18 protein-coding genes, 1 tRNA gene and 1 pseudogene are annotated in these 22,156 nt (G+C 58.3%); 3 read left to right on the top strand and 17 right to left on the bottom strand.

The window, feature by feature from the left end:
* Nucleotides 1–34: 34 nt before the first annotated feature.
* Nucleotides 35–121, top strand: a tRNA-Leu gene (locus tag EXN22_RS04090).
* A 90-nt stretch (nucleotides 122–211) separates the two neighbouring features.
* On the opposite strand, the gene EXN22_RS04085 is transcribed toward EXN22_RS04090, so the two are convergent.
* The 8 genes from EXN22_RS04085 to EXN22_RS04045 all read right to left on the bottom strand — a co-directional run bounded on the left by EXN22_RS04085 (nucleotide 212) and on the right by EXN22_RS04045 (nucleotide 9,583).
* On the bottom strand, nucleotides 212–1,111 hold the full coding sequence (locus tag EXN22_RS04085; protein WP_130262870.1) for a DMT family transporter: 900 nt from the start codon (nucleotides 1,109–1,111) through the stop codon (nucleotides 212–214).
* Nucleotides 1,112–1,393: 282 nt separating this feature from the next.
* Complete coding sequence (locus tag EXN22_RS04075; protein WP_233281714.1) at nucleotides 1,394–2,635, bottom strand: TolC family outer membrane protein; 1,242 nt, start codon at nucleotides 2,633–2,635, stop codon at nucleotides 1,394–1,396.
* Nucleotides 2,636–2,706: 71 nt separating this feature from the next.
* On the bottom strand, nucleotides 2,707–4,773 hold the full coding sequence (locus EXN22_RS04070) for a peptidase domain-containing ABC transporter (protein WP_233281678.1): 2,067 nt from the start codon (nucleotides 4,771–4,773) through the stop codon (nucleotides 2,707–2,709).
* A 44-nt stretch (nucleotides 4,774–4,817) separates the two neighbouring features.
* Nucleotides 4,818–5,972 (bottom strand): JmjC domain-containing protein, encoded by a 1,155-nt coding sequence (locus EXN22_RS04065; RefSeq protein ID WP_130262867.1) that lies wholly within the window; start codon nucleotides 5,970–5,972, stop codon nucleotides 4,818–4,820.
* Between the two features lie 110 nt (nucleotides 5,973–6,082).
* The gene (locus EXN22_RS04060; protein ID WP_130262866.1) at nucleotides 6,083–6,319 is read right to left on the bottom strand and encodes a hypothetical protein; all 237 of its coding nucleotides are present in this window, start codon (nucleotides 6,317–6,319) and stop codon (nucleotides 6,083–6,085) included.
* Nucleotides 6,316–6,891 (bottom strand): hypothetical protein, encoded by a 576-nt coding sequence (locus EXN22_RS04055; RefSeq protein ID WP_130262865.1) that lies wholly within the window; start codon nucleotides 6,889–6,891, stop codon nucleotides 6,316–6,318. The genes EXN22_RS04060 and EXN22_RS04055 overlap by 4 nt, the downstream gene beginning before the upstream one ends.
* A 964-nt stretch (nucleotides 6,892–7,855) precedes the next feature.
* Nucleotides 7,856–9,133: an HlyD family secretion protein gene (locus tag EXN22_RS04050; RefSeq protein WP_130262864.1), complete on the bottom strand. Its 1,278-nt coding sequence runs from the start codon at nucleotides 9,131–9,133 to the stop codon at nucleotides 7,856–7,858.
* Nucleotides 9,134–9,295: 162 nt separating this feature from the next.
* Entirely contained in the window at nucleotides 9,296–9,583 is a 288-nt protein-coding gene (locus EXN22_RS04045) for a LuxR C-terminal-related transcriptional regulator (protein WP_233281677.1), read from the bottom strand.
* Between the two features lie 267 nt (nucleotides 9,584–9,850).
* Here EXN22_RS04045 and EXN22_RS04040 point away from each other — a divergent pair, with 267 nt between their 5' ends.
* Both EXN22_RS04040 and EXN22_RS04035 read left to right on the top strand, forming a co-directional pair.
* Nucleotides 9,851–10,864, top strand: a complete 1,014-nt coding sequence (locus EXN22_RS04040; protein ID WP_130262863.1) for an extracellular solute-binding protein — start codon at nucleotides 9,851–9,853, stop codon at nucleotides 10,862–10,864.
* Nucleotides 10,864–12,432 carry an ABC transporter permease gene (locus EXN22_RS04035; RefSeq protein WP_130262862.1) on the top strand — a complete coding sequence of 523 codons (1,569 nt, stop codon included), beginning with the start codon at nucleotides 10,864–10,866 and terminating at the stop codon, nucleotides 12,430–12,432. The genes EXN22_RS04040 and EXN22_RS04035 overlap by 1 nt, the downstream gene beginning before the upstream one ends.
* Nucleotides 12,433–12,501: 69 nt before the next feature.
* On the opposite strand, the gene EXN22_RS26595 is transcribed toward EXN22_RS04035, so the two are convergent.
* From EXN22_RS26595 to miaA, 9 genes and pseudogenes are all read right to left on the bottom strand, one after another.
* Entirely contained in the window at nucleotides 12,502–13,206 is a 705-nt protein-coding gene (locus EXN22_RS26595; RefSeq protein ID WP_407691959.1) for a methyl-accepting chemotaxis protein, read from the bottom strand.
* Between the two features lie 201 nt (nucleotides 13,207–13,407).
* Nucleotides 13,408–13,620, bottom strand: a pseudogene (locus EXN22_RS26590) (methyl-accepting chemotaxis protein); the annotation flags it as partial.
* Nucleotides 13,621–14,574: 954 nt separating this feature from the next.
* The gene (locus tag EXN22_RS04025; protein ID WP_130262860.1) at nucleotides 14,575–15,864 is read right to left on the bottom strand and encodes an adenylosuccinate synthase; all 1,290 of its coding nucleotides are present in this window, start codon (nucleotides 15,862–15,864) and stop codon (nucleotides 14,575–14,577) included.
* Between the two features lie 54 nt (nucleotides 15,865–15,918).
* Nucleotides 15,919–17,106: an ATP phosphoribosyltransferase regulatory subunit gene (locus EXN22_RS04020; protein WP_130262859.1), complete on the bottom strand. Its 1,188-nt coding sequence runs from the start codon at nucleotides 17,104–17,106 to the stop codon at nucleotides 15,919–15,921.
* A gap of 275 nt (nucleotides 17,107–17,381) precedes the next feature.
* A complete protein-coding gene (hflC, locus tag EXN22_RS04015) occupies nucleotides 17,382–18,251 on the bottom strand; it encodes a protease modulator HflC (RefSeq protein ID WP_130262858.1) in 870 nt (289 codons plus the stop codon).
* Complete coding sequence (gene hflK / locus EXN22_RS04010) at nucleotides 18,251–19,417, bottom strand: FtsH protease activity modulator HflK (protein WP_130262857.1); 1,167 nt, start codon at nucleotides 19,415–19,417, stop codon at nucleotides 18,251–18,253. Before hflK ends, hflC begins: the two co-directional genes overlap by 1 nt.
* Nucleotides 19,418–19,513: 96 nt before the next feature.
* Nucleotides 19,514–20,815: a ribosome rescue GTPase HflX gene (gene hflX, locus EXN22_RS04005; protein WP_130262856.1), complete on the bottom strand. Its 1,302-nt coding sequence runs from the start codon at nucleotides 20,813–20,815 to the stop codon at nucleotides 19,514–19,516.
* A gap of 12 nt (nucleotides 20,816–20,827) precedes the next feature.
* On the bottom strand, nucleotides 20,828–21,088 hold the full coding sequence (hfq, locus tag EXN22_RS04000) for an RNA chaperone Hfq (protein WP_010221594.1): 261 nt from the start codon (nucleotides 21,086–21,088) through the stop codon (nucleotides 20,828–20,830).
* 95 nt (nucleotides 21,089–21,183) lie between these two features.
* A complete protein-coding gene (gene miaA, locus EXN22_RS03995) occupies nucleotides 21,184–22,155 on the bottom strand; it encodes a tRNA (adenosine(37)-N6)-dimethylallyltransferase MiaA (RefSeq protein WP_130262855.1) in 972 nt (323 codons plus the stop codon).
* Between the last annotated feature and the right edge of the window lies 1 nt (nucleotide 22,156).

Raw genomic sequence — 22,156 nt, 5'->3', positions numbered from 1 at the left:
ACTGTTTTTGCTACAAGCTACACCGCTTCATTTTGCCCAGATGGTGAAATTGGTAGACACGCCAGCTTCAGGTGCTGGTGACCTTACGGTCGTGGAAGTTCGAGTCTTCTTCTGGGCACCAATTCAGATAAAACCCGCGAAAGCGGGTTTTTTCGTTTCTGGCGTTTGCGTTTTCCACGCCAGCCAACCCAAGCAGCGACTGATCTCGCCTTCACTCGCTCGAGGCCACTGGCGTTTTCCTGCTCAAGCAAATCAGCTCATTGGAAAAACACAATCCGACGATGATCAGTGCCGCCCCCGCGTACAGGCTTTCTTGTGGCACTTCATTGAGCACCATGAACGCCAGCAACGCGGCGAACAGCGGCTCGGTCAGCTCCAACGCCTGCACCTGAGATGGCTTGAGATACTCGATAGCCTTCGTGGTGCAAAAGAAGCCGAGGATGGTCGGCAGCGCAGCCAGCGCCAAAAGTGCAGCAATTGCCATCAACGACAGCTCACCGATCACGAAACCATCGGCCGCGGCCGGCATCAGCAAATACAGGCTTCCGAAGAACAGTAGCTGGCGGGTGAAGTGCAGTCCCCCGGACACCCTCATCCGCTTCATCGCGACTGAAAATGCCCCGTAGCCGCATCCGGCAATGGACGCGAGCGTAGCACCTTGCAGGGTGAACCCCTGCTGCAAATCTACTCCGAAGATCACCGCAATCCCGGCGATGGCCAGTGTCGCACCCACGGTTGCATTCGCGGTGATGGCATCCTTGAGGAACATTCGCCCAAGCAGGATTGACGAGATGGAAGCACTGGCCATCAGCACCACCACTACACCCGCCGCCGCATAATGCTGATAGGCCGAGGTCTCGAAATGGAACAATACGAAGATGCCGAGAAACGCGCAGATCGCCGCCTGGGTCCATTTGGCCGGCGTCGCCTGGCGCTTGAGAAACAGCAACAAGACCGAAAGCAACAGGCAACCCAGGACAGTCTTGATAACGGCAACACTACTGGCTGTAAATCCATTGCTCATGAGCACTTTACTGAGCACGCCGATTGTTGCGTTCAGCGCAGCAGCAGAGAGTGCAAAGAGGATGCCTTTCCTGAAGTTAGCTTGCATTGATAACGCCCCCTGTCGCTGCTTTGTCGTTCGATAAAATTCCAGCCCACATCGACGGTACAACAAAAAATACGCAAAACCCCGCATTCGCGACATCAACAGGATCCGATGAGCTTTCTTGAGCTTCCAATACGAAATGGCACGAAACAGATGGTGAATCAGGTGGAAGCTCTCTCCATGCATGGCCGTGAAGTCGTGGAAATTCGAGTCTTCTTCTGGACACCAATTCAGTTCCCCCCCTCCCCCGAAAGCGCTTTTTTTCGTTTCTGCCCCAATTACCTTTCAAGTTTTTTGAAACAACAGGCCGCTTACCTCGGCCAGGTCGGCCTCACTCAAGGCCCCCACGGCGGCCTTCAGACGCAGCTGCGCCAGCAATGTCCCAAAACGAGCGCTAGACAACCGCTGAAGCGTTTCGCTGTACTGACTTTGCATTTCCAACACATCCCTTCCTGTGCGCACCCCGACCTTGTAGCCGAGCTGGTTGGCCGCAAGCGCCGACTCTGCTGATATTTTCGCAGCCTCCAACGCCCTCACCTGCTCGTTTCCATCAATCACCCCGGCCCAGGCCTCACGCGCCAGTGACGCGGCCGCTCTCCTCGCATCTTCAAGCTCATACTCGGCTCTAGCCGCCAGCGCCTTGGCCTTGCGCACACCGGCGCTGGTCCCACCTCCAGCGTAGAGCGGCATACTCATACGCAGACCGATGTTAGCCGCACCACCTCGCTCGATGCCGGCATTGGGGGCTTGCTGTACATTTTTACTTGCGACCAGATCAACAGACGGCAAGTGCTCGGCTTTGCGGCTCTGAACTTCATACTTCGCCACAGCCACAAGCACTTCCTGCACCTGGACCTCAAGGCTGTTTCGCATGGCAGAGACTACCCAGACATCGGCCTCTGCAGGCAACAGCCGCACCGGTCCCAGCCGGCTCGCGCCTCCACGCAACGCCCCCACTGGAACCCCCGTGATCCGACTCAACTCATGACAAGCCAGGCCAAGCGCACTCCGGGCTGCGACAAGGCGCGCGGATACAAGATCAAAACTGGCCCGCGCCTCATGCACATCAGCAATACTGACGCCGCCCAACTCGAATTGCTTTTTTGCTCCAGCCAGTTGCTCGGCGTCCACTTCACGCTGCCGACTCAGCACCCCAAGCACCTCATTGGCACTCAGCACATCAAAATAGGCTTTCGCCACACGCACTATCAGCGCCTGAGCAGCAACCCCAAGTTGCAAACGCCCAAGGGCCTGCTGTTGTTGCCCTTGCTGATACTGCACCCAACTCTGCCAACGAAAAACTGGCTGCCGGAGCTGGACTCCATAGCTATTCGTCTGCCGACGATGCTTAAGACTAGCGTCAGCGGTCTGACTCCAGGCTTGACTCCAATTGACTTGCGCATCCAGAGAAATGCTCGGAAGCAGAGCCGAAAGCGCAAGAGCCGGCTCCTCATCCCGCGCCTGACTCAAAGCCCGAGCTGCGGAAAACTGAGCGTCGTACGCCAGCGCATTCCGGTAGTGCCTCATCAACTCGTCGGCCCGTGCTGCGCCCTGCGGAGTGATAATGGCTAGAGATACACAGAACCACTGGAGCCACCTCATGGCAGTTGATCCAGACGGACGTCCTCGGCAACTTCTCCCTTTTCCAGACAGATCAGTCGTTTTGCCAGAGCGACAGTTTCGCGGCGATGAGCGATGGCGATGCGTGTAGCCGCCATTCCATGCAAGGCCCGCACAACATGCTGCTCACTGTGAATGTCCAGGTGACTGGTGGCCTCGTCCAGTGCCAGGATCTTCGGCTGTCGATACAACGCTCGCGCCAACAGCACACGTTGTTTCTGCCCACCCGAAAGGCCAGTGCCCATTTCAGCGACCAGGGTCTGGTAACCCATAGGCATGCGCACAATAGCCTGATGAATATTGGCTTGCCGCGCGACTTCCTCTACCCGACTCTGGCTCGCTTCTGGGTCGAAGCATGCAATGTTTTCTGATAACGAACCTGCCAGCAGATGATCCTCCTGCATAACTGCCCCCACCAGGCTGCGTAATACCGGCAACCCCAATTGCCGGAGGGGTATGCCGCCAACCAGAATCTCCCCCTCAGTGGGGCTGAGTATGCCGATCATGAGCTTGAACATCGTCGTTTTGCCACACCCCGAACGCCCCACAATTGCCACGGAGTCTCCCGCCTCAATGACAATCGACAAGCTTCGTAGAATCCAGGGCTCACCTTCGGCATAGCGGAAAGATACGCCTCTGAACTCAATTCGAGGCTCGAGCCGACTCACGTCGGTTTCCACCAGACTTTGTGGCTCCGTCTGCTCAAGCGCAATATCAGCCAAACGTTCGGCATGCAGTGAAAGCATTCGAAGCTCGACGCCGAGGTCGATTAACTTACTCGCACGCGCGGTGAATTGGCTCTTGTATGCAATGAACGCCAACAACATCCCGAGCGACATCCCGCCACCCAGCACGAGCGTGCCGCCGACGTACAGCAACAACATGCCCTCCAGACCGAAGATCAAGGTATTGAAGCAGGCGAAAGTCAGTTGCATTTTCTGGGTGGTTACGTCCCGGTTCTGCACATCCACAACCAGGTTTTGCCAGGTCGCCAGGCGTAGTGAAGTGACGTTGAACAGTTTGAGCGGCAAGGCGGCGCGGATTGTCTCCAGAAAATAGGAATTTTCTCTGGCCGCCAGAACAATACGTTCCTCTGAAGCATTGCGTAGAGGCCGGTAAAAAATCATCCGCAACGAGGCATACAAGACCAGCGCGACCAGAACGATTCCCGCCAAGCTTGAGCTATAGAGCCACATCATGCCCAAGGTAATCAGTACTACCAGCCCGTCAAGTACTGCGGTGATAGCACCATTGGTCAGTACATTCCGAATCGCGCCCAGCGACTGGAAGCGCGCGGAGATATCCCCGAGTTGTCGTTTCTCGAAAAAGGGCCATGGCAATCGCAACAGATGACTGAACAGGTTTGCCGTCCATTGCAGCATCAATTGCTGGTTCAAGCGCAGCGCCATCCAACCCTGGCCCATACGCAAGATAAAGTCGGTTGCCATCAACCAGCAGCCACCCAAGACCGCCAATAGCAGCAGATCATAATCAGCAGAGACTAACGCTACGTCGACGACCCACTGCGTAACTTGAGGTACCGTCAAGGCAACCAGCTCAAGTGCCAGGGCGAGTAGAAAGATATTGCCCAATGCTCGTTTGAAACCGGTCATCCGCCCGGTCAGCTCGGTCAATCTGATACGAGCTTTGTGTCGTGTCGGACGAAACTTGGCGGTTGGGATCAACTCAAGCGCTACGCCAGTAAAGTGAGTACTGATTTCAGCCAGGGTGAGTTTTCGACAACCCACCGCCGGATCGAGGATATAGACGCATCGGTCGCGAACCCGCTCCAACACAACAAAATGATTCATATTCCAATGCAAAATACAAGGCGTCCGGAGTTTTGACATATCGTCTAATTCAAGACGCAACGGCCGACAGGAAAATTCCAGATGTTCTGCGTACTGTATTAATTGAGTCAGGCTGATACCCTTGATCGAGACCGAAAAGCGCCGGCGCATATTCATCAAATCAAGGTACAGACCGTGAAACCCGGCCACCATGACCAAACAAGCCAGGCCACACTCCGAACTTTCTGCTTGCAATGTTACTCTCATGAATCGATATACCCCGAGGCGGCAGTGCGCGGTCAATAAGGCGTTAACTCCAGCACATCCTGACGGCACAGACCGGTAATCAGCTTACGCAACGCAACGGCATCCAATTCCGGAAAATCCGCACATAAGGTTCCCAAGCTGATGCCCGGTTGATGCGCAATGTGATTGATCAAACGCCCACCTTGCTCGTCCAACTTCAGCTTGGTGCCGTTGGCAATCACATAGTTGTCTGCAAGACCGTACGGCCTACTGGCACACAGTCTGACTCTCGCGTCATCCGGTACCACAGGGCAATTCGGATCGCCCAGCATTTCCATTGCCAGGCTTGACTCCACACGCGTCGCACCAACAAACTCATCCATAAAAGTACGATAATTATCAGGCTCCGCAACAAAGCTACTGATGCAGCGAGCGACTGCAGCCAGGTTGTTTCGGTCACTCTCCCAGCCGACAAGCGATTGTCGCGCCCCCACGAACGCGGGCAGTTGCTTCAGCATCCAGCTCAAATAGTCCATCGTGAAAGCAGGAAAGGTCCCCAGTGCCAAGTGAAACGTCGGCTCCCCCACGGGCAGCGGGTTATGCCACCAACCTCGAGGTAAATAGAACACATCGCCTGCTTCAAGGATGAAGTCCATGTAAGGCTGCACAGGACATGGGTGCTGTTGTTCATAGTCCTTACTCTGCTGGGTATACAGAGGTGATATCAGCGAGGGCTCATATACCGTCCACCGTTTTCGCCCGATCAGTTGAATGGCGAATACATCACGGGTATCCCAATGGCAGCGAAAAGAATCCTCGGTTCCGAACGCGGCATACGCACTGCTAACTACCTGCCGCCCGGTAAAGTCGGAAATCTGTCGCGCATAGCGATTGATGACCGGGTGATTGCTTATCTTGTTGGCGATCAGCGTAGCGCCCTTGCGCAGATAGTCGTAGACCGCTGGCTTGATGAGTCTATGACGGAGCGTGCCGATATCCATATAGCTTTCCACATACTCATGCTTTGGCAGCACCCCGCCCAGAGCAAGCTTGAAATCACTGGACCCCACATTGCTCCACTGCATAATTTCGTTAGCATCTCTCCAAGAACAATACTCAACAGATACAGCTTTCTTCAACAACAGTGGCTTTTTCTCCTGGTAATGCTCAATAAAATCTGATGCCGAAATCTTAAAATCAATACTCATTCACTGCACCTTCAACCGTCAGGAAACTTAGTTATAGCCGGTGCCGTCACTGTCATTCCCTGAGTAATTGGTTCCAGCTTTCTCGTAGGCCTCCGAAGCGCCATAGCCTCCTAGCCCTGCGCCCACCGCGCCGCCAACAAACTGTCCAGCAGCCCTACCTGCAACAGCACCTCCAACCGTCCCAAGTGGGCCAAACACCGATCCCACAAACCCGCCCAAGTAACCACCTGCAACACCTCCGGCAGCTTTCCCTGCGGCGCCCCCAACAGCACCTCCCACACCAGCGGCTGCAGCTTGACCGGCACCGCCATCTCCACCCCCAATAAAACATAGCTCTCTAACTTCAAGAATTCTCATTACTCCCCCTCCGCAGAAGTTGCACTACACCAACACAACAAAATATAAAACCAACGCCGAACACTTGCCCACCTAATACCACTGCCGTTTTTGTAACATCCTTGTTACCTTGACAATAGCCAAGCAAAAGCAAGCCACTCAGCATCATAAATAAAGAAACCCCCACCCCAACAACCCGCCTAGATCGGCCTACTGGATAGATACGTAAACCACCAGCCTCCAACCTCTCAACGGGAATAGAAATAAAAGTAGCGAAGGCATAAACCAACAACAAAAAGAACACAGCTGTAGATAATGCCAGGGCACCATCCAACAACATAAAGGCACCAGAGGAAATACTGACTCGATGACTGAAAAGTGAAAAAAGCACTCCTAGTCCCGCCCCCCAACCGGAAATGACCATTAATTTATTATAAAACAACTGCTCAATTTTTTTTGAACACTTACCCCACGACAGAAATCCAGCACTAGACATCACCTTACCCTCTGCCATTAATTTAAATAACCCTAAAAACCCTAAACCCCCACACTCGACCATAAATATATTTAATTGTAGTTGCATCCATCTACATTGTAGTCAGTTCCTGCCGAGTCAAGCGCATTATGGATATATCCTCCTGCCATTCCAGAGTACACACCTGCCTGCCCACTTACTATTGCCGCCGCCCCAGCCTGCATCGCCGACAGACCGGCAGGCCCCGCTACAAACCCCAATGCAGCCCCGGCCACAACACTTCCAACTAAACCAGTAAAACCACCATCTCCTCTAACTGCGCTGTACCCTATATATTGAGCCCCACCCGCAACGCCTCCTAGAGCAGCCCCAACAGGCCCAACCCCACCAGAAATCAACTCGACATCACCAATAGATAACTCACGCACTTTATTCACTCCAGCCTAGAAATATAAGAAATTAGCTTACCACCCAACAATAGCTTCCCGTAGTACACGACCCAAAATCCCAGAAAGCAGTAACAACTGAAGAAACACTCCAAAATCCCTCAGGCCAAATTTCCAACCGAATACGAATCGCAGCCCAAATAAAGCACCAAACGCACACAGAAACACAAAAACAAAACATAAAAAATCAATCAAAACCACACGACAACCCGCGCAGGTAAAATTAAATCTGAAAACACTAATAGCCTCCTCACTGATTTGCACCGGCAACTCCGCATCTAAAAACATCACTTTATATCTTCAGAAACCCAAGCCTCTATTTGGCGCACATTAAAACCGTACCACAGAAAAAACGAATATATAGTCAAGCTTTTAAACAAATCTAACGCCTCTCGACAACTCCCTTGAAATACGGACAAGATTGTCAAGCCAGCGCTAGCCAACACGAGCCCTCCGAGCAGTACCTTATACACAACCATAAACCTATCAAATGTTAATATTCTCTTCACATACATAGTAGCCATTGCCCCCCATAAAAACATAAGACACACGCTGGCGAACAACACCTCATTATCAACTTAACTGTTACCATACCGCTTTGAGTGCATCGAGAGATGCGCCGCGCCCTATCCGCGGCGCTTCCCTATCACCGAATAAATCGGCTCAAGTGCAAACTCATAGAGACGCCGGGTGTCCTGTTTCACATCCCCCTCCAGCAACATACCTACTTGCAAAGGTTGATGCCGTCCGTAAACGTCTACACTCTGAGAATCCAGTTCAACCACTACCCGATAGTAGAGCGTCGTCACACCACCTCCAATTCCGACCGCACTGACAACATGGAGAGGTAACTCTGAAGCCGCGTAAGGACTTTTCGTAAGACCGATTACCTTTCCGCGCCCCATTCCAAATTTCTGGTACGGATATGCGGAATACCTCATTAATACGGCTTGACCTACCTCAATAAATCCGGCACGCCGGGACTCGACATAGAGATGAGCCGTCAACACAGTTCCGACCGGAATCAAACTGGCGAGCAAACTCCCTGATGCAACATGCTGACCTGCCTGTACATTCAACCCAGTAACAGTACCGTCAAACGGCGCAACGAATATCTGCTCTTCACGCGCATCGTTTTCAGCCTGCTCTTGCCTAACCAGCGCGATGCTTTTGTCGACATCCGATATTTCTGCCAAATGCCTTAACACGATGTCCTGGCGTTGCGCCTGCAACACTGTGCGTTCACGATCAAGGCTGTTTCGAGCACGCTGTGTACTTTGTTGCTGCCCTTCGATCATCAGGTGCTCTGCTTCGGCCTGCTGAAGCTGGGCAATCGAAATGAAACCAGCTTTTACCAGCGTTTGCTGTCGCTGCATCTGAGCGTGTGCCAGCTCCCTACGGCGCGCTAGAAGACGGATTTCTTCCTGGAACTGACGTAGCTCCTGAGCAATAACTGCGAGGCGATCCTCGGCCATGCGCCCTTGCTCTGCGAGCCGGTCGTTTGCAACAGCACGGTTACGCTCCAACAATTGCAAGCGCTCGCGGAGTTGTTTGGAAATGAGCTTCTGGGCTCCTCCTGCATTGGAGAGGCGCTCGCCGGAAACCACGAAAAGCACTTCTCCAGCCTTTACCTGTTGCCCTTCAACAACTTTTACGTTGGCCAGCAGTCCCGCACTGCTGGCCGTCAAGCGAAACATGCCTTGCTCTGGCATCAGTAGGCCGCTGACCGTCGCCTTCCGTGTGTAGGTACCGAAGTAGCCAAACGCAAGGATCAGAATAATCAAGACACCGGCCAACCCTCCTGCAACTCGATAGCCCCAAGGCTGGTGGATCAATACGACGCCCAAACGCTGAGCACTAGCAGCCTCTATTGCTTCTGGACGGAATAGAACATTCGCCGTCATCAATCACTCTGTGCATAGATTCATCCAATTGCAATTAAGAACAACAGCGGAAACAATTACACAGCGTAGTCCCAATGTTCCGACAACCAAACGGCCGTTGGACAAATACTAGTAACCCGCACGCCACACCACCACCCTACACGTGTAGGGATACCAATGAATTTACTTCGACTCACTCAGTTTGAGGCGCATGAGAGCACCGCGCCCCTCAACTCCATGTTTCCTCAATAACGACGACACATGATCCCTGACAGTGAAATCACTTATATCCAGCAGAAGTCCGATCTGCTTGTTACTTTTCCCCAGTAGCAGGAACTCCAGAACCTCAACTTCCCTTCTTGTCAGTTTTCGTTCCTGAAAATCACTCATTTGAAGCAGTTCTCCCCCGACATTGAAAGGCTGGCTCTCACGACAGACCGATGCCCCCAGCAACCCTTGAAGGGGAATCACGTGTAGCTCCTGGCTAGATTGGCCCGGCAGTAACAAGAACAGTTATCGAATGGCAGCACTATACGACCGATCCACAAGCCCTTGAAATCTTGAACGTTGAGCAATTCTTGACAGAATTTTTCGGTCTGACGGACCTCGCCTAAGACCTTATCGGAGATGACTTAAATCGATAGCCAGCTCATGAATTTTCCCGCGCAAGGCCATTTGAGAAGCGATATCGATTATCATTGTTTCCAGATATGTAGCCGCAAGCGAGGAAGTACCCGCATGACGTTCCGCAATAACCCCCTGTTGCGCGGCCTGGCCGTCTCTGTTTTTGCCATGCTGCTGGGCACCCCGGCTGCCATGGCCGCCGACTCCGTGGCACTGACCCTGTACAACGGTCAACACAAGGAAATCGGCGAAGCCATTGCTAAGGCCTACGAGGCCAAGACCGGCATCCGCATCAATATCCGTAAGGGCAGCAGCAACCAGCTGGCCAGCCAGATCATCGAAGAGGGTGATCGCTCCCCTGCCGACGTCATCTATACCGAAGAATCGCCACCGCTGAACAACCTCGGCGAGCTGGGCCTGCTGGCCAAGATCGATGATTCGACCCTGCAGGTCCTCCCCAAGGAATACGTCGCCAGCAATGGCACCTGGATGGGCGTGACGGCGCGTACCCGCGTGGTTGCCTTCAACCCAAAGGTGATCGACGAGAAAGACCTGCCGCCCTCGGTGATGGATTTCGCCGACCCCGAATGGGAAGGCAAGATCGGTTTCGTACCGACCAGCGGTGCCTTCCAGGAGCAGGCCGTGGCCATCCTCAAACTGCACGGCCGTGACGCCGCCGAAGAATGGCTAACCGGCCTCAAGGCCTTCGGCAAGACCTACTCCAACAACATGGTGGCGCTCAAAGCCGTGGAGAACGGCGAAGTGGCTGCCGTGCTGGTGAACAACTATTACTGGTATGCCCTGAAGAAAGAGCGCGGCCAGCTGGATTCGAAACTCTATTACCTGGCCGACGGCGACGCCGGCGGCCTGGTGACCATCTCCAGCGCCGCCGCGGTAAAAGCCAGCAAGCACCCCAAAGAAGCCCAGGCCCTGCTGGCCTGGATGGCCAGCGAAGAAGGCCAGCGGGTGATCACCCAGACCACTGCCGAGTATCCATTGCATAAAGGTATGGTCTCGGACCGGGGCCTGAAACCCTTCGAAGACCTGCGTCCACCGAAAATCACTCCGGCCGACCTGGGCAACGCCGAAGAAGCCCTGGAGCTTGAACGCGAAGTTGGCCTGCTGTAATGAGTGCAGCCCTGCCTGCGGCCACACTGGCCAGCCGCTACATACCCAAGCGCAAGCGCCCGTCGATCTGGGTGGTGCTGCCGGTACTGCTGCTGGTCGGACTGAGCCTGCTACCCCTGCTGTATGTGGCCCTGAAAGCCTGGGAAGCGGGCTGGCGGGAAGCCCTGCACTTGCTCTGGCGCCCTTTCGTCTGGGGGCTGCTGCGCAACACCTTGATGCTGATGGCCGGGGTGACCCTGGCCTGCATGGCCCTGGGCGTGTCCCTGGCCTGGCTGCTGGAGCGCAGTGACCTGCCAGGGCGGCGCCTGTGGGGGGTGATCCTGTGCCTGCCGTTTGCCGTACCGGCCTTTGTCAGCGGTTTTACCTGGGTATCGCTCAGCCCGCGCTTCGAAGGCCTGGGCGGCGCCATCCTGGTGATGAGCCTGTCCAAGTATCCACTGGTGTTCCTGCCGGTGGCGGCAACCCTGCGCAACCTCGACACCTCGCTGGAAGAGTCGGCGCGCACCCTGGGCCAGACACGCTGGGGCGTGTTCTTTCGCATCACCCTGCCGTTGCTGTGGCCGTCGATCATCGGCGGCAGCCTGCTGATTGCCCTGCACATGCTGGTGGAATTCGGCGCCCTGTCGATTCTTGGCCTGCAGACCTTCACCACAGCGATCTACCAGCAGTTCGAACTGGAGTTCAGCAACGCCAACGCGGCCATGCTTTCGGCGGTGCTGCTGTTCATGTGCCTGTTGATGCTCTGGCTGGAATTGCGCGTACGCGGCAAGGCCCGGCATGTGCGAATCGGTCAGGGTGTAGCACGGCGCGGTCCGCCGATACGCCTGCGCCGGTGGATGCCGATGGGCCAGTTGTATTGCCTGATCCTGGCCCTGCTGGGCAGCGGCATTCCGTTGGGAATGCTCGGCTACTGGTTGAGCGTCGGCTCGTCTGCTGCCTTCCCGGTTGCCGACATCAGCCGCGCGCTGGTCTCGTCGCTATCGCTCTCGCTGGGTGGCGCCGGCTTGAGCTTGTTGCTGGCCCTGCCGGTCAGCTTCCTGGTGGTGCGCTACAAAGGCCGCCTGGCGATCTGGGCCGAGCGCCTGCCGTACCTACTGCATGCCCTGCCCGGCCTGGTGATTGCCCTGACCCTGGTGTACTTCGCCCTGCACTACGTACCGGCCCTGTACCAGACCACCGGCTTGTTGCTGCTAGCCTATGCCCTGCTGTTTCTGCCGCTGGCCCAGGCGCCAGTGCGCACGGCACTGAACAAGGCCGCGCCGCAGCTCGAAGAAGCCGCCCGCACGCTCGGTGCGACGCAGTTCAGCGCGTTCTGCCGGGTAACCCTGCCGATCATCTTTCCGGCCCTGGCCGCAGCCTTTGCCCTGGTATTCCTGGATGCCATGAAAGAGCTGACGGCAACCCTGCTGCTCAGCCCGACGGGCATGACCACCCTGGCGACCGAGGTATGGGCGCATACCGCCAATGTCGAGTTTGCGGCGGCGGCGCCTTATGCGGCGTTGCTGATTCTGGTATCGGGATTGCCGGTGTATCTGCTGACTACGCGGATGTACTTGAACCGCGCTTGACGCTGTTAAAAGCTTCGCGGGGCAAGCCCGCTCCCACAGTGTGGGAGCGGGCTTGCCCCGCGATTTTCCTCAGGCCCTGAACTGCCCGAGGCTGGCCTTGAGCTGCCCCGCCAGGTTATCGAGCACCTTGCTGCTGGCGGTGGTTTGCATCACCACTTCGGCAGCCCGCTCAGCCTGTTCATGAATCGTCTGCACCCTGCCACGCACCGCCTGCGCCCCATGGGCCTGCTGCTCGGCTGCACGGGTGGCCAGGCCGATCGCCGCATGCACCTGCTCGACCGAGACCTGTACCGACTGCTGCAGGCGCGCATTGTCGCGTAGTACCAGCAGGCCTTCGCTGGCCTGACGCCCGGCCTGGCTGATCGCCGCCACCGCCTCCTTCGCCCCCTGCTGCAACGCACCGATATGCGCCTGGATATCCCCCGTCGAGCTCTGGGTCTTGCTCGCCAGGGCCCTGACCTCGTCAGCCACCACGGCAAAGCCACGTCCGGTTTCCCCGGCCCGCGCCGCTTCAATGGCAGCGTTGAGCGCCAGCAGGTTGGTCTGCTCGGCAATGCCGTGGATCACGGTCAGCACCACCTCGATCTGCTCGCTTTGCTGCGCCAGACGCTCGATAACCTTGGAACCGGTCTCGACCTGCCCGGCCAGGTCCTCGATAAGCTTGGCCACCTGGGTTGAGGTGCGGCTGTTCTCGTCGGTGGCCTGACGAATGTCCACCACTTGCTGCAAGGCCGACTGCATGGCCTGGCTTTCGGCCTGGGCCTCATCGGCCATGCTCGACAGGTCACGCAGGCTGGCGGCGACTTCATCGCGCTGCAGTTCGGCAGCAGCGTCGGCACCGGCATTACGCTGGGCCATGGCGCCGATCTCGATGCCGGTACGCTGGGCCACCTCGCCGGCCTCGCGGACGATCGGTTGCAGCTTGGCAACGAACTGGTTGACTGCCGCCGCCATGTCACCGATCTCGTCGCGACTGTCGATGGAGACGCGCTTGGTCAGGTCACCCTCGCCCGCCGCCAGGTCATTCAACGCCGCAATCAGCAGCCGCAGTTTGTTGACCACCCGCCGCCCCAGCACCACGGCAACCACCAGCAGCACACCCAGGCCGACCAGGGCCAGGCCGAGGCCGATGTTCCAGCGCAGGGTGGCCGCCGCATCCTGGACGCTGTGCGAGGTATTGGCCTGCATGCCCGCGGCACTGGCCTGGGCCGCCTGCAGACGTGCGCGCAGTGCTTTGTTGCTGTCTGCCGCAGCGCCTACCAGGCTGTCGCCGACCAGTTGATCGCCACTGGCAATCAGCGCCGAGAAGCGCTTGTCCAGCGCCACCAGCTCGTGGTCGACCACCGCCGTGGAAACCCCCATCAACACCTTGCCGATCTCGACACCATTGGGGTTGATCGAGGCTTCGACGAAATACACCGACGGGTCGTTGCGCGCGGCGTCCAGCACCTTGTCCAGCGCCCGTTCGCCCTGGCCCTTTTCCAGCAGTGCCTGGTTAATCGGGTTCTGCCGGTTGAGGTAACGGGTCAGGTGCTGGCCCTGGGCATCGTCATACACTACGAACAGCACGTTGGGGTTGCGCTGGGCCCGCCGAGAGAACTCCGACAGGGTCGGCACGTCGTTGTCCCACATGGCCCGCGGCGCTACCGAGGCGAGCAGCTCGGCCATGTCGTTGGCCGAATCCTTGAGATTCTTCTCCAGGGTTGCACGCAACTGCGCCTGTTCATCCTGCAAGCGCGTGGAGAGACCGGCCGTGAGGCGCTGGCGGGTACTGGCGGAGAGGCTGTCGAGCCCGGAGCTGACCTCCCTGCCTGCCTGTTCGAGTTCGGCGGAAAGTTTCTGGCTGTCGGCAGACAGACGGTTACCCAGATCGGCCTCCAGTGCAGTGACCGTGCTCCGGGTCAGCGCGACCGCGACCAGCACCTGCACCAAAAGAGCGATACCAAGCGCAACAAAGACAGGCCGCAACAGGCGGCTTCGTAACAGTGAGAGAACGGCAGACACGAAAGAACCCTCTACTTCTGGGGCCATTACAGTGATGGCACCGCTGGAGCGATTCTTACAGCAAAGGTTGTGCCGAACAGCCGACAGAAACGACAAAGGCCCCTACAGAGGGGCCTTTGTCTTTACATCAATCGCGGATCAGGCGAACGGATGGCGCAGCACGATGGTCTCGTTGCGGTCCGGGCCGGTGGAGACGATGTCGATCGGCGCGCCGATCAGCTCTTCTACACGCTTGATGTAAGCGCGAGCGTTGGCTGGCAGCTCTTCCAGGGTTTTGGCACCCACAGTCGACTCGGTCCAACCCGGCACTTCTTCATACACAGGCTGCAGACCCACGTAGCTGTCAGCGTCAGTCGGAGCAACGTCCTTGCCTTCTGCATCTTTGTAGCCGACGCAGATGTTGATGGTTTCCAGACCGTCGAGCACGTCCAGCTTGGTCAGGCAGATGCCCGAGATGCTGTTCACATCGATAGCGCGACGCAGGATAACGGCGTCGAACCAGCCACAACGACGGGCACGGCCGGTAGTCGCGCCAAACTCGTGACCTTGTTTGGCCAGGTGCGCACCTACTTCGTCGAACAGTTCAGTCGGGAATGGACCCGAACCTACGCGCGTGGTGTAAGCCTTGGTGATGCCCAGGATGTAGTCGAGGAACATAGGACCAACACCCGAGCCGGTAGCAACGCCACCAGCGGTGGTGTTGGAACTGGTCACGTACGGGTAGGTACCGTGGTCGATGTCCAGCAGCGAACCTTGGGCACCTTCGAACATGATGTCCTTGCCAGCGCGACGCAGGTCGTGCAGCTCGGCCGTCACGTCCAGCATGAGCGGCTTGAGCAGCTCAGCGTATTCCTTGCATTCGGCCAGGGTCTTGTCGAACTCGATGGCCGGCTCTTTGTAGTAACCCACCAGCATGAAGTTGTGGTAATCCACCAGTTCACGCAGTTTGTCTTCAAAGCGCGGCATGTTGAGCAGGTCGCCAACACGCAGGCCACGACGCGCGACCTTGTCTTCATAGGCCGGGCCGATGCCGCGACCGGTGGTGCCGATCTTCAGCTCGCCACGGGCCTTTTCACGGGCCTGGTCCAGCGCAACGTGGAAGGACAGGATCAGCGGGCAGGACGGGCTGATGCGCAGGCGCTCGCGCACTGGCACACCCTTCTCTTCCAGCTTGGTGATTTCACGCAGCAGGGCGTCGGGGGCAACGACCACGCCGTTGCCGATCAGGCACTGCACGCCTTCGCGCAGCACGCCCGACGGGATCAGATGCAGCACGGTCTTCTCACCGTCGATCACCAGGGTGTGGCCAGCGTTGTGACCGCCCTGGTAGCGCACTACGGCGGCAGCATGTTCGGTCAGCAGATCGACGATCTTGCCTTTGCCCTCATCACCCCACTGGGTGCCCAGGACTACGACATTCTTACCCATAACACTTGTCCTCATTCGCGCAAACTTGGCGCCGGCTCGTACCGGCGGGAAATCTCAAATGGCCAGCGGCAGAACCTGCCAAAGCCCGTTTTGCTGAATCAATTGCCGATCGCAATCCGCCTCGACGGCGGCAGTCAACGGCTGCCCAGGCAAGGCCTGAACCACCCGCTGACCTTCACTGCGCAATTGGCAGACCAACTGCCAGAGTGCCGCATCGCTGCTGTCGGGCATCCAGATCCCGCCAGACGGCAACACCACCTCGGCTCGCCCCAGTGTGACCAGGGTCTTCAAATCCGTGGAGAAACCGGTGGCCGGACGCGCCCGGCCAAAGTCTGCTCCGATGTCGTCGTAACGACCGCCCTGGGCGATCGACTGACCTACACCCGGGACGAACACGGCAAACACCACACCGGTGTGGTAGTGGTAACCGCGCAACTCGCCCAGGTCAAAATACAGCGGCAGCTCGGGGTAACGCGTGGCCAGCCGCTCGGCAATCGCCATCAGGTCATCCAGTGCTGCCAATACCGCAGCCGGTGCGCGGCCCAGGCGCACGCGCGCCTCGGCCAGCACTTCACGACCACCGCACAGCTCGGTGAGCGAGCGCAGCATGGCCGCAAGGTCCGCTGGCAGCTTGGCCGTCAGCTCGATCACTTCGTCGATGGCCTTACGCTGCAGGGCGTCGAACAACTGCTGCTCGATCGCCCCCGAAAGGCCGGCAGCACGGGCCAGGCCGCGGTAGATACCGACATGGCCAAGATCCATGTGCACATCCGGCACATCGGCCAGTTGCAGCATGGCCAGCATCAGGCTGATCACCTCGACGTCGCTGACCGGGCTGGCGTCGCCGTACAGCTCGGCACCCAGCTGGATCGGGCTGCGCGAAGTCGACAGCGCCCGCGGCAAGGCATGCAGCACGCTGCCGGCATAACACAGGCGGCTCGGCCCCTCACGGCGCAGGGTATGCGCATCGATGCGCGCAACCTGTGGAGTGATGTCGGCACGAAAGCCCATCTGCCGGCCCGATTGCGGGTCGATGACCTTGAAAGTCCGCAGGTCCAGGTCCTGGCCGGCACCGGTGAGCAGCGATTCCAGGTACTCGATATGCGGGGTCACGACGAAGTCATAACCCCAGCTCTGGAACAGATCCAACACCTGTCGACGCGCGATCTCGATGCGCGCCGCCTCAGGTGGCAGTACTTCTTCGATGCCATCTGGCAGCAGCCAGCGGTCTACCGTTGCCATTACGCCATTTCCCCTATGGTCCGGGCGGCTTGCCAGCAGGCGAGCCTTGAGTGAAGCAGGTATCGGCAAACAATGGCGCGCAGCACCGATTCCAGCGCTACCGCCGTGCCTATACCCTCGAATACCTTGGGCTGCTCTGTAGACCCGAGCCGGGTTTGAACCGTTCGATCTTGCAGACGCAAAAAAGCCGGGAATTTCCCGGCTGCCGCATCATACACCCGTTTTCTTACGGGATCACCCCGCCAAGCGTTTTAGCCGCCCGGCGGGGTAGATGCTTATGGCTTGGTCTTGCCCATGAAGCGGAAGAACTCGCTGCTTGGGTCGAGCACCAGTACGTCGCTCTTGTCGGCAAAGCTCTCGCGGTAAGCCTTGAGACTGCGGTAGAACGCGTAGAAGTCCTGGTCCTGACCGTAGGCCTTGGCGTAGATCGAGGCCGCCTGGGCATCGCCATCACCGCGGGTTTCTTCCGATTCCCGGTAGGCTTCAGCCAGCAGTACCCGGCGCTGACGATCGGCGTCGGCACGAATACCTTCAGCCAGTTCGTTACCTTTGGCACGGTGCTCGCGAGCTTCACGCTCACGCTCGGTGCTCATCCGCTCGAACACGCTGCGGTTGACTTCCTTGGGCAGGTCGATGGCCTTGACGCGAACGTCGACCACTTCGATACCCAGCTCCTTGCTGGCCATGCGGTTCAGCGAAGCGGTGATGTCAGCCATCAGCGCGTCACGTTCACCGGAAACCACTTCATGCAGGGTGCGTTTACCGAACTGGTCACGCAGGCCGCTTTCCAGACGGCGCGACAGACGTTCATCGGCAATCTGCTTGAGGCCCGAGGTCGCGGTGTAGAAACGCTCGGCGTCCTTGACCCGCCATTTGGCGTAGGCATCGACCATCACCGCTTTCTTTTCCAGGGTCAGGAAGCGCTGGGTCGGGGCGTCCAGGGTCATCAGGCGGGCGTCGAACTTGCGCACCTGGTTGACGTATGGAACCTTCACATGCAGGCCGGGCTGGACATCAGCCTGGACCACACGACCAAATTGCAGGAGTACCGCACGCTCGGTCTGGGCAACGATGTAGAAGCTGTTCCAGGCCACGATCCCCAGCACCACGGCCACGATCAGGGCGATCAGCGATTTATTGCTCATCAGCGGCTCTCCCTAGTGCGCAACTGTGTTTGCTGCTGTTGCAGCTCCGCCGCCGCGCGATTGGCCGCATCGGCATTGGCCGAAGGCGCAACGCTGGTGACCGGAGCCGCGCCGGAACGGCCGCTCTGGACCATTTTGTCGAGCGGCAGGTAGAGCAGGTTGCTCTGGCCGTCCTTGCCGGAAACCAGGACCTTGCTGGTGTTGCTGTAGACTTCCTGCATGGTGTCCAGGTACAGGCGCTGACGGGTCACTTCAGGGGCCTTGCGGTACTCGCTGACCAGCTTGGTGAAGCGGTCGGCCTCACCCTTGGCACGCGAGACGACTTCGTCGCGGTAACCGTTGGCGTCCTCGATGATCCGCTGGGCCTGACCACGGGCTTCCGGCACCACGCCATTGGCGTAGGACTCGGCCTGGTTGCGGGCACGCTGCTCGTCTTCACGGGCTCGGATCACGTCGTCGAAGGCTTCCTGCACTTCACGCGGGGCTGCCGCGCTCTGTACGTTGACCTGGGTGACGGTGATACCGGTGCGGTAGGTATCGAGGAAGCGTTGCAGGCGCTCCTTGATTTCCACAGCCATCTGCTCACGGCCTTCGGTCAGCACCTTGTCCATCGCGGTGGAACCCACCACGTGACGCAGGGCACTGTCGGTCGCGTGCTGCAGGCTGACTTCAGGCTGATCGACGTTCAGCACGAAATCCTGCAGGTTGGTGATCTTGTACTGCACGGTCAGCGGCACCTCGACGATGTTCTCGTCTTCGGTCAGCATCTGCCCCTGCTTGGTGTAGGCACGTTCGCGGGTAACGTTCTCCATGTACTTGCGATCGATCGGCGGGAAGTAGATGTTCAGGCCCGGCCCTACGGTCTCGTAGTATTTGCCGAAGCGCAGCACGACTGCCTGCTCCTGTTCGTCGACCACGTACACTGCGCTGTACAGCCAGATAGCTGCAAGCACGGCGAGACCGATGCCGAGCAGGCCGAAGCCACCGCCCTTGCCGATACCGCCATCACCACCGCGTTTCTTGCCACTGCCGAACATGCCGTTCAGGCTGTCCTGCAGCTTGCGGAAGGCCTCGTCGAGATCCGGTGGCCCTTTTTTGTCGCCACCACGGCGCCCGCCCCACGGATCTTGATTGTTCGAGTTGCCACCCGGCTCATTCCAAGCCATAGCGCTCTCCATCTGATAAAGCAAAGACGCGCCCACGGCGCGCCGTCCAATGCTACAGAATGCCTGTCACGGCTGCCCGACCGCGTCGCCGGGCATTTATTGCAAAGTATGTTGCTCGATGAACTCCAGCGGCTGCAACCCTGCCCGGCTGACCAGGCGATTCAACTCCACCCGCGGCAGTCGCACAGCCAGCAAACTGCTGCCTTCATCGTCATGCTCTTCGCTCTGCACCGCGCCCAGTTCAAAGAACTGCGCACGCAACCGGGCAAAACGCTGTTCAAGACGCAAGGTCCCGACAAACAGGTCATCCCCCAGCAATTCGGCGACCGCCTGCCCCACCAGCTCCAACCCCCGACCATCGCGGGCCGAAACCCAGACCCGTTGCGGCTTGCCATCGGCATCGCGCTGAATCTGCGGTTCGACGCCTTCAAGCAGGTCGAGTTTGTTATAGACCTCAAGGATCGGCAAGCCTTCTGCACCGATCTCACCCAGTACCGCCACGACCTGCTCGATCTGCGCCATGCGCTCAGGCTCATGGGCGTCGATCACGTGCAGCAGCAGGTCGGAGTTGCTCGACTCTTCGAGCGTAGCCCGAAATGCCTCGACCAGCTTGTGCGGCAGGTGACGAATGAAGCCCACGGTGTCGGCCAGCACGATCGGCCCGAGGTCGTCGAGCTCGAGCCGGCGCAGGGTCGGGTCGAGGGTCGCGAACAACTGGTCGGCAGCGTAGACCTCGGACTGGGTCAGGGCATTGAACAGGGTCGACTTGCCGGCGTTGGTGTAGCCGACCAGGGAAACCGAAGGAATATCCGCGCGTTTGCGGCCACGGCGAGCCTGCTCGCGCTGGCTGCGGACCTTCTCCAGGCGTGCCTTGATCTGACGCAGGCGGACCCGCAGCAGGCGGCGGTCGGTTTCCAGCTGGGTTTCACCCGGGCCGCGCAGGCCAATACCGCCCTTTTGCCGCTCAAGGTGGGTCCAGCCACGCACCAGCCGCGTGCTCATGTGCTCGAGCTGGGCCAGTTCGACCTGCAGCTTGCCTTCATGGGTACGCGCCCGCTGGGCGAAGATATCGAGAATCAGACCGGTGCGGTCAAGCACGCGACACTCGAAGACTCGTTCGAGGTTACGTTCCTGACTGGGAGTGAGGGTGTGATTGAAAATCACCAAATCTACCTGCTCGGCGTTGACCAGGTCGCGTAACTCTTCGACCTTGCCGCTGCCAATCAGGTATTTAGCGGTGGGCTGATGTCGCGCCACATTGGCGAACGCGACGATATCGGCCCCAGCCGACAGTGCCAGCTCCTGAAACTCCTGCGGATCTTCGCGCGCCTCAGGGCTCTGACCTTCCAAGTGAACGAGGACTGCCCGCTCACCACCACCGTGGCGCTCAAAGAACAAAGCAGACTCCTATCAGGCGTTACCTGGCTCAGCGTCGCCTTGCTCGGATTCGGTTGCGCTAGGCAGACGGATCGGACGCACAGGGACAACTGTCGAGATGGCGTGTTTGTAAACCATCTGGCTGACGGTGTTCTTCAGCAGAATCACGAACTGGTCGAAGGATTCGATCGTGCCTTGCAGCTTGATGCCGTTTACCAGATAAATCGAAACCCCAACTTTTTCTTTTCTCAAAGTGTTCAAGTAAGGGTCTTGTAGCGAATGCCCTTTTGACATATGCCGCACTCCTGTAAGGATCAATAGTAAAAAAACAAAGAAAATCAGATGGCTCAAGCCGCCCCACCCCAAGGATAGACGGCAATTGCAAGGACTCAGCTCAATATGGAGACCGATCCCAGGTATTTCAAGGTGCGAGGCAGATTGTCGCAGGCCAGGCTGTCCAACCAGTGCAGGTCAGCCCAACTACGCAACCAGGTGAACTGCCGCTTCGCCAATTGGCGAGTGGCAATAATGCCGCGCTCCTGCATTTCAACTGAAGTCAACTTGCCATCAAGGTGATCCCAGACCTGGCGATAACCCACCGCCCGTATAGACGGCAGGCCCGCATGCAAGTCACTTCTGGCTCGCAGCAATCGGACCTCGTCAACGAAGCCCTGTTCCAGCATTTGCCCGAATCTTAGCGCAATCCGCTCGTGCAATACGTGTCGATCGGCAGGCGCAATGGCCAGGCTGGCGACAGTATAGGGCAATTGGCTCGCTGCGGACGCGCCTGCAACGCTACTTTGCGCCGATTGACGCTGGCGATGTGACGTCATCGTCACACCGCTGACCCGGTAGACCTCTAGCGCACGGATCAACCGCTGCGGGTCATTGGGGTGAATCCGCGCCGCCGATTCCGGGTCAACCGCCGCCAGTTGCTGGTGCAGGGCGTGCAAGCCCTGGCGCTGGGCCTCGTCTTCGAGCTCGGCGCGCACCTGCGGGTCAGCCGGCGGCATATCCGCCAGACCTTCGAGCAATGCCTTGTAATAGAGCATGGTGCCGCCCACCAGCAGCGGAATCTTGCCACGCGCGGTGATGTCGGCCATGGCCTCCAGGGCATCACGGCGAAAATCGGCGGCCGAGTAGCTGTCGGCCGGGTCGAGGATGTCGATCAGCCGATGGGGATGGGCCGCGAGGATCTCTTTGGACGGTTTGGCGGTGCCAATGTCCATGCCACGGTAGACCAGCGCCGAATCGACACTGATCAGCTCGCACGGCAGCACCTTGGTCAGCTCGATGGCAAGGTCAGTCTTGCCCGCCGCCGTCGGGCCCATCAGGAATATCGCGGGGGGGTTGCCGCTCATG

Origin of the sequence: Pseudomonas tructae (assembly GCF_004214895.1) — a bacterium.
In the GTDB taxonomy this organism is placed as follows: domain Bacteria; phylum Pseudomonadota; class Gammaproteobacteria; order Pseudomonadales; family Pseudomonadaceae; genus Aquipseudomonas; species Aquipseudomonas tructae.
The sequence above is the reverse complement of the archived record's forward strand: the minus strand, read 5'-3'. Positions and strand labels throughout refer to the sequence as shown.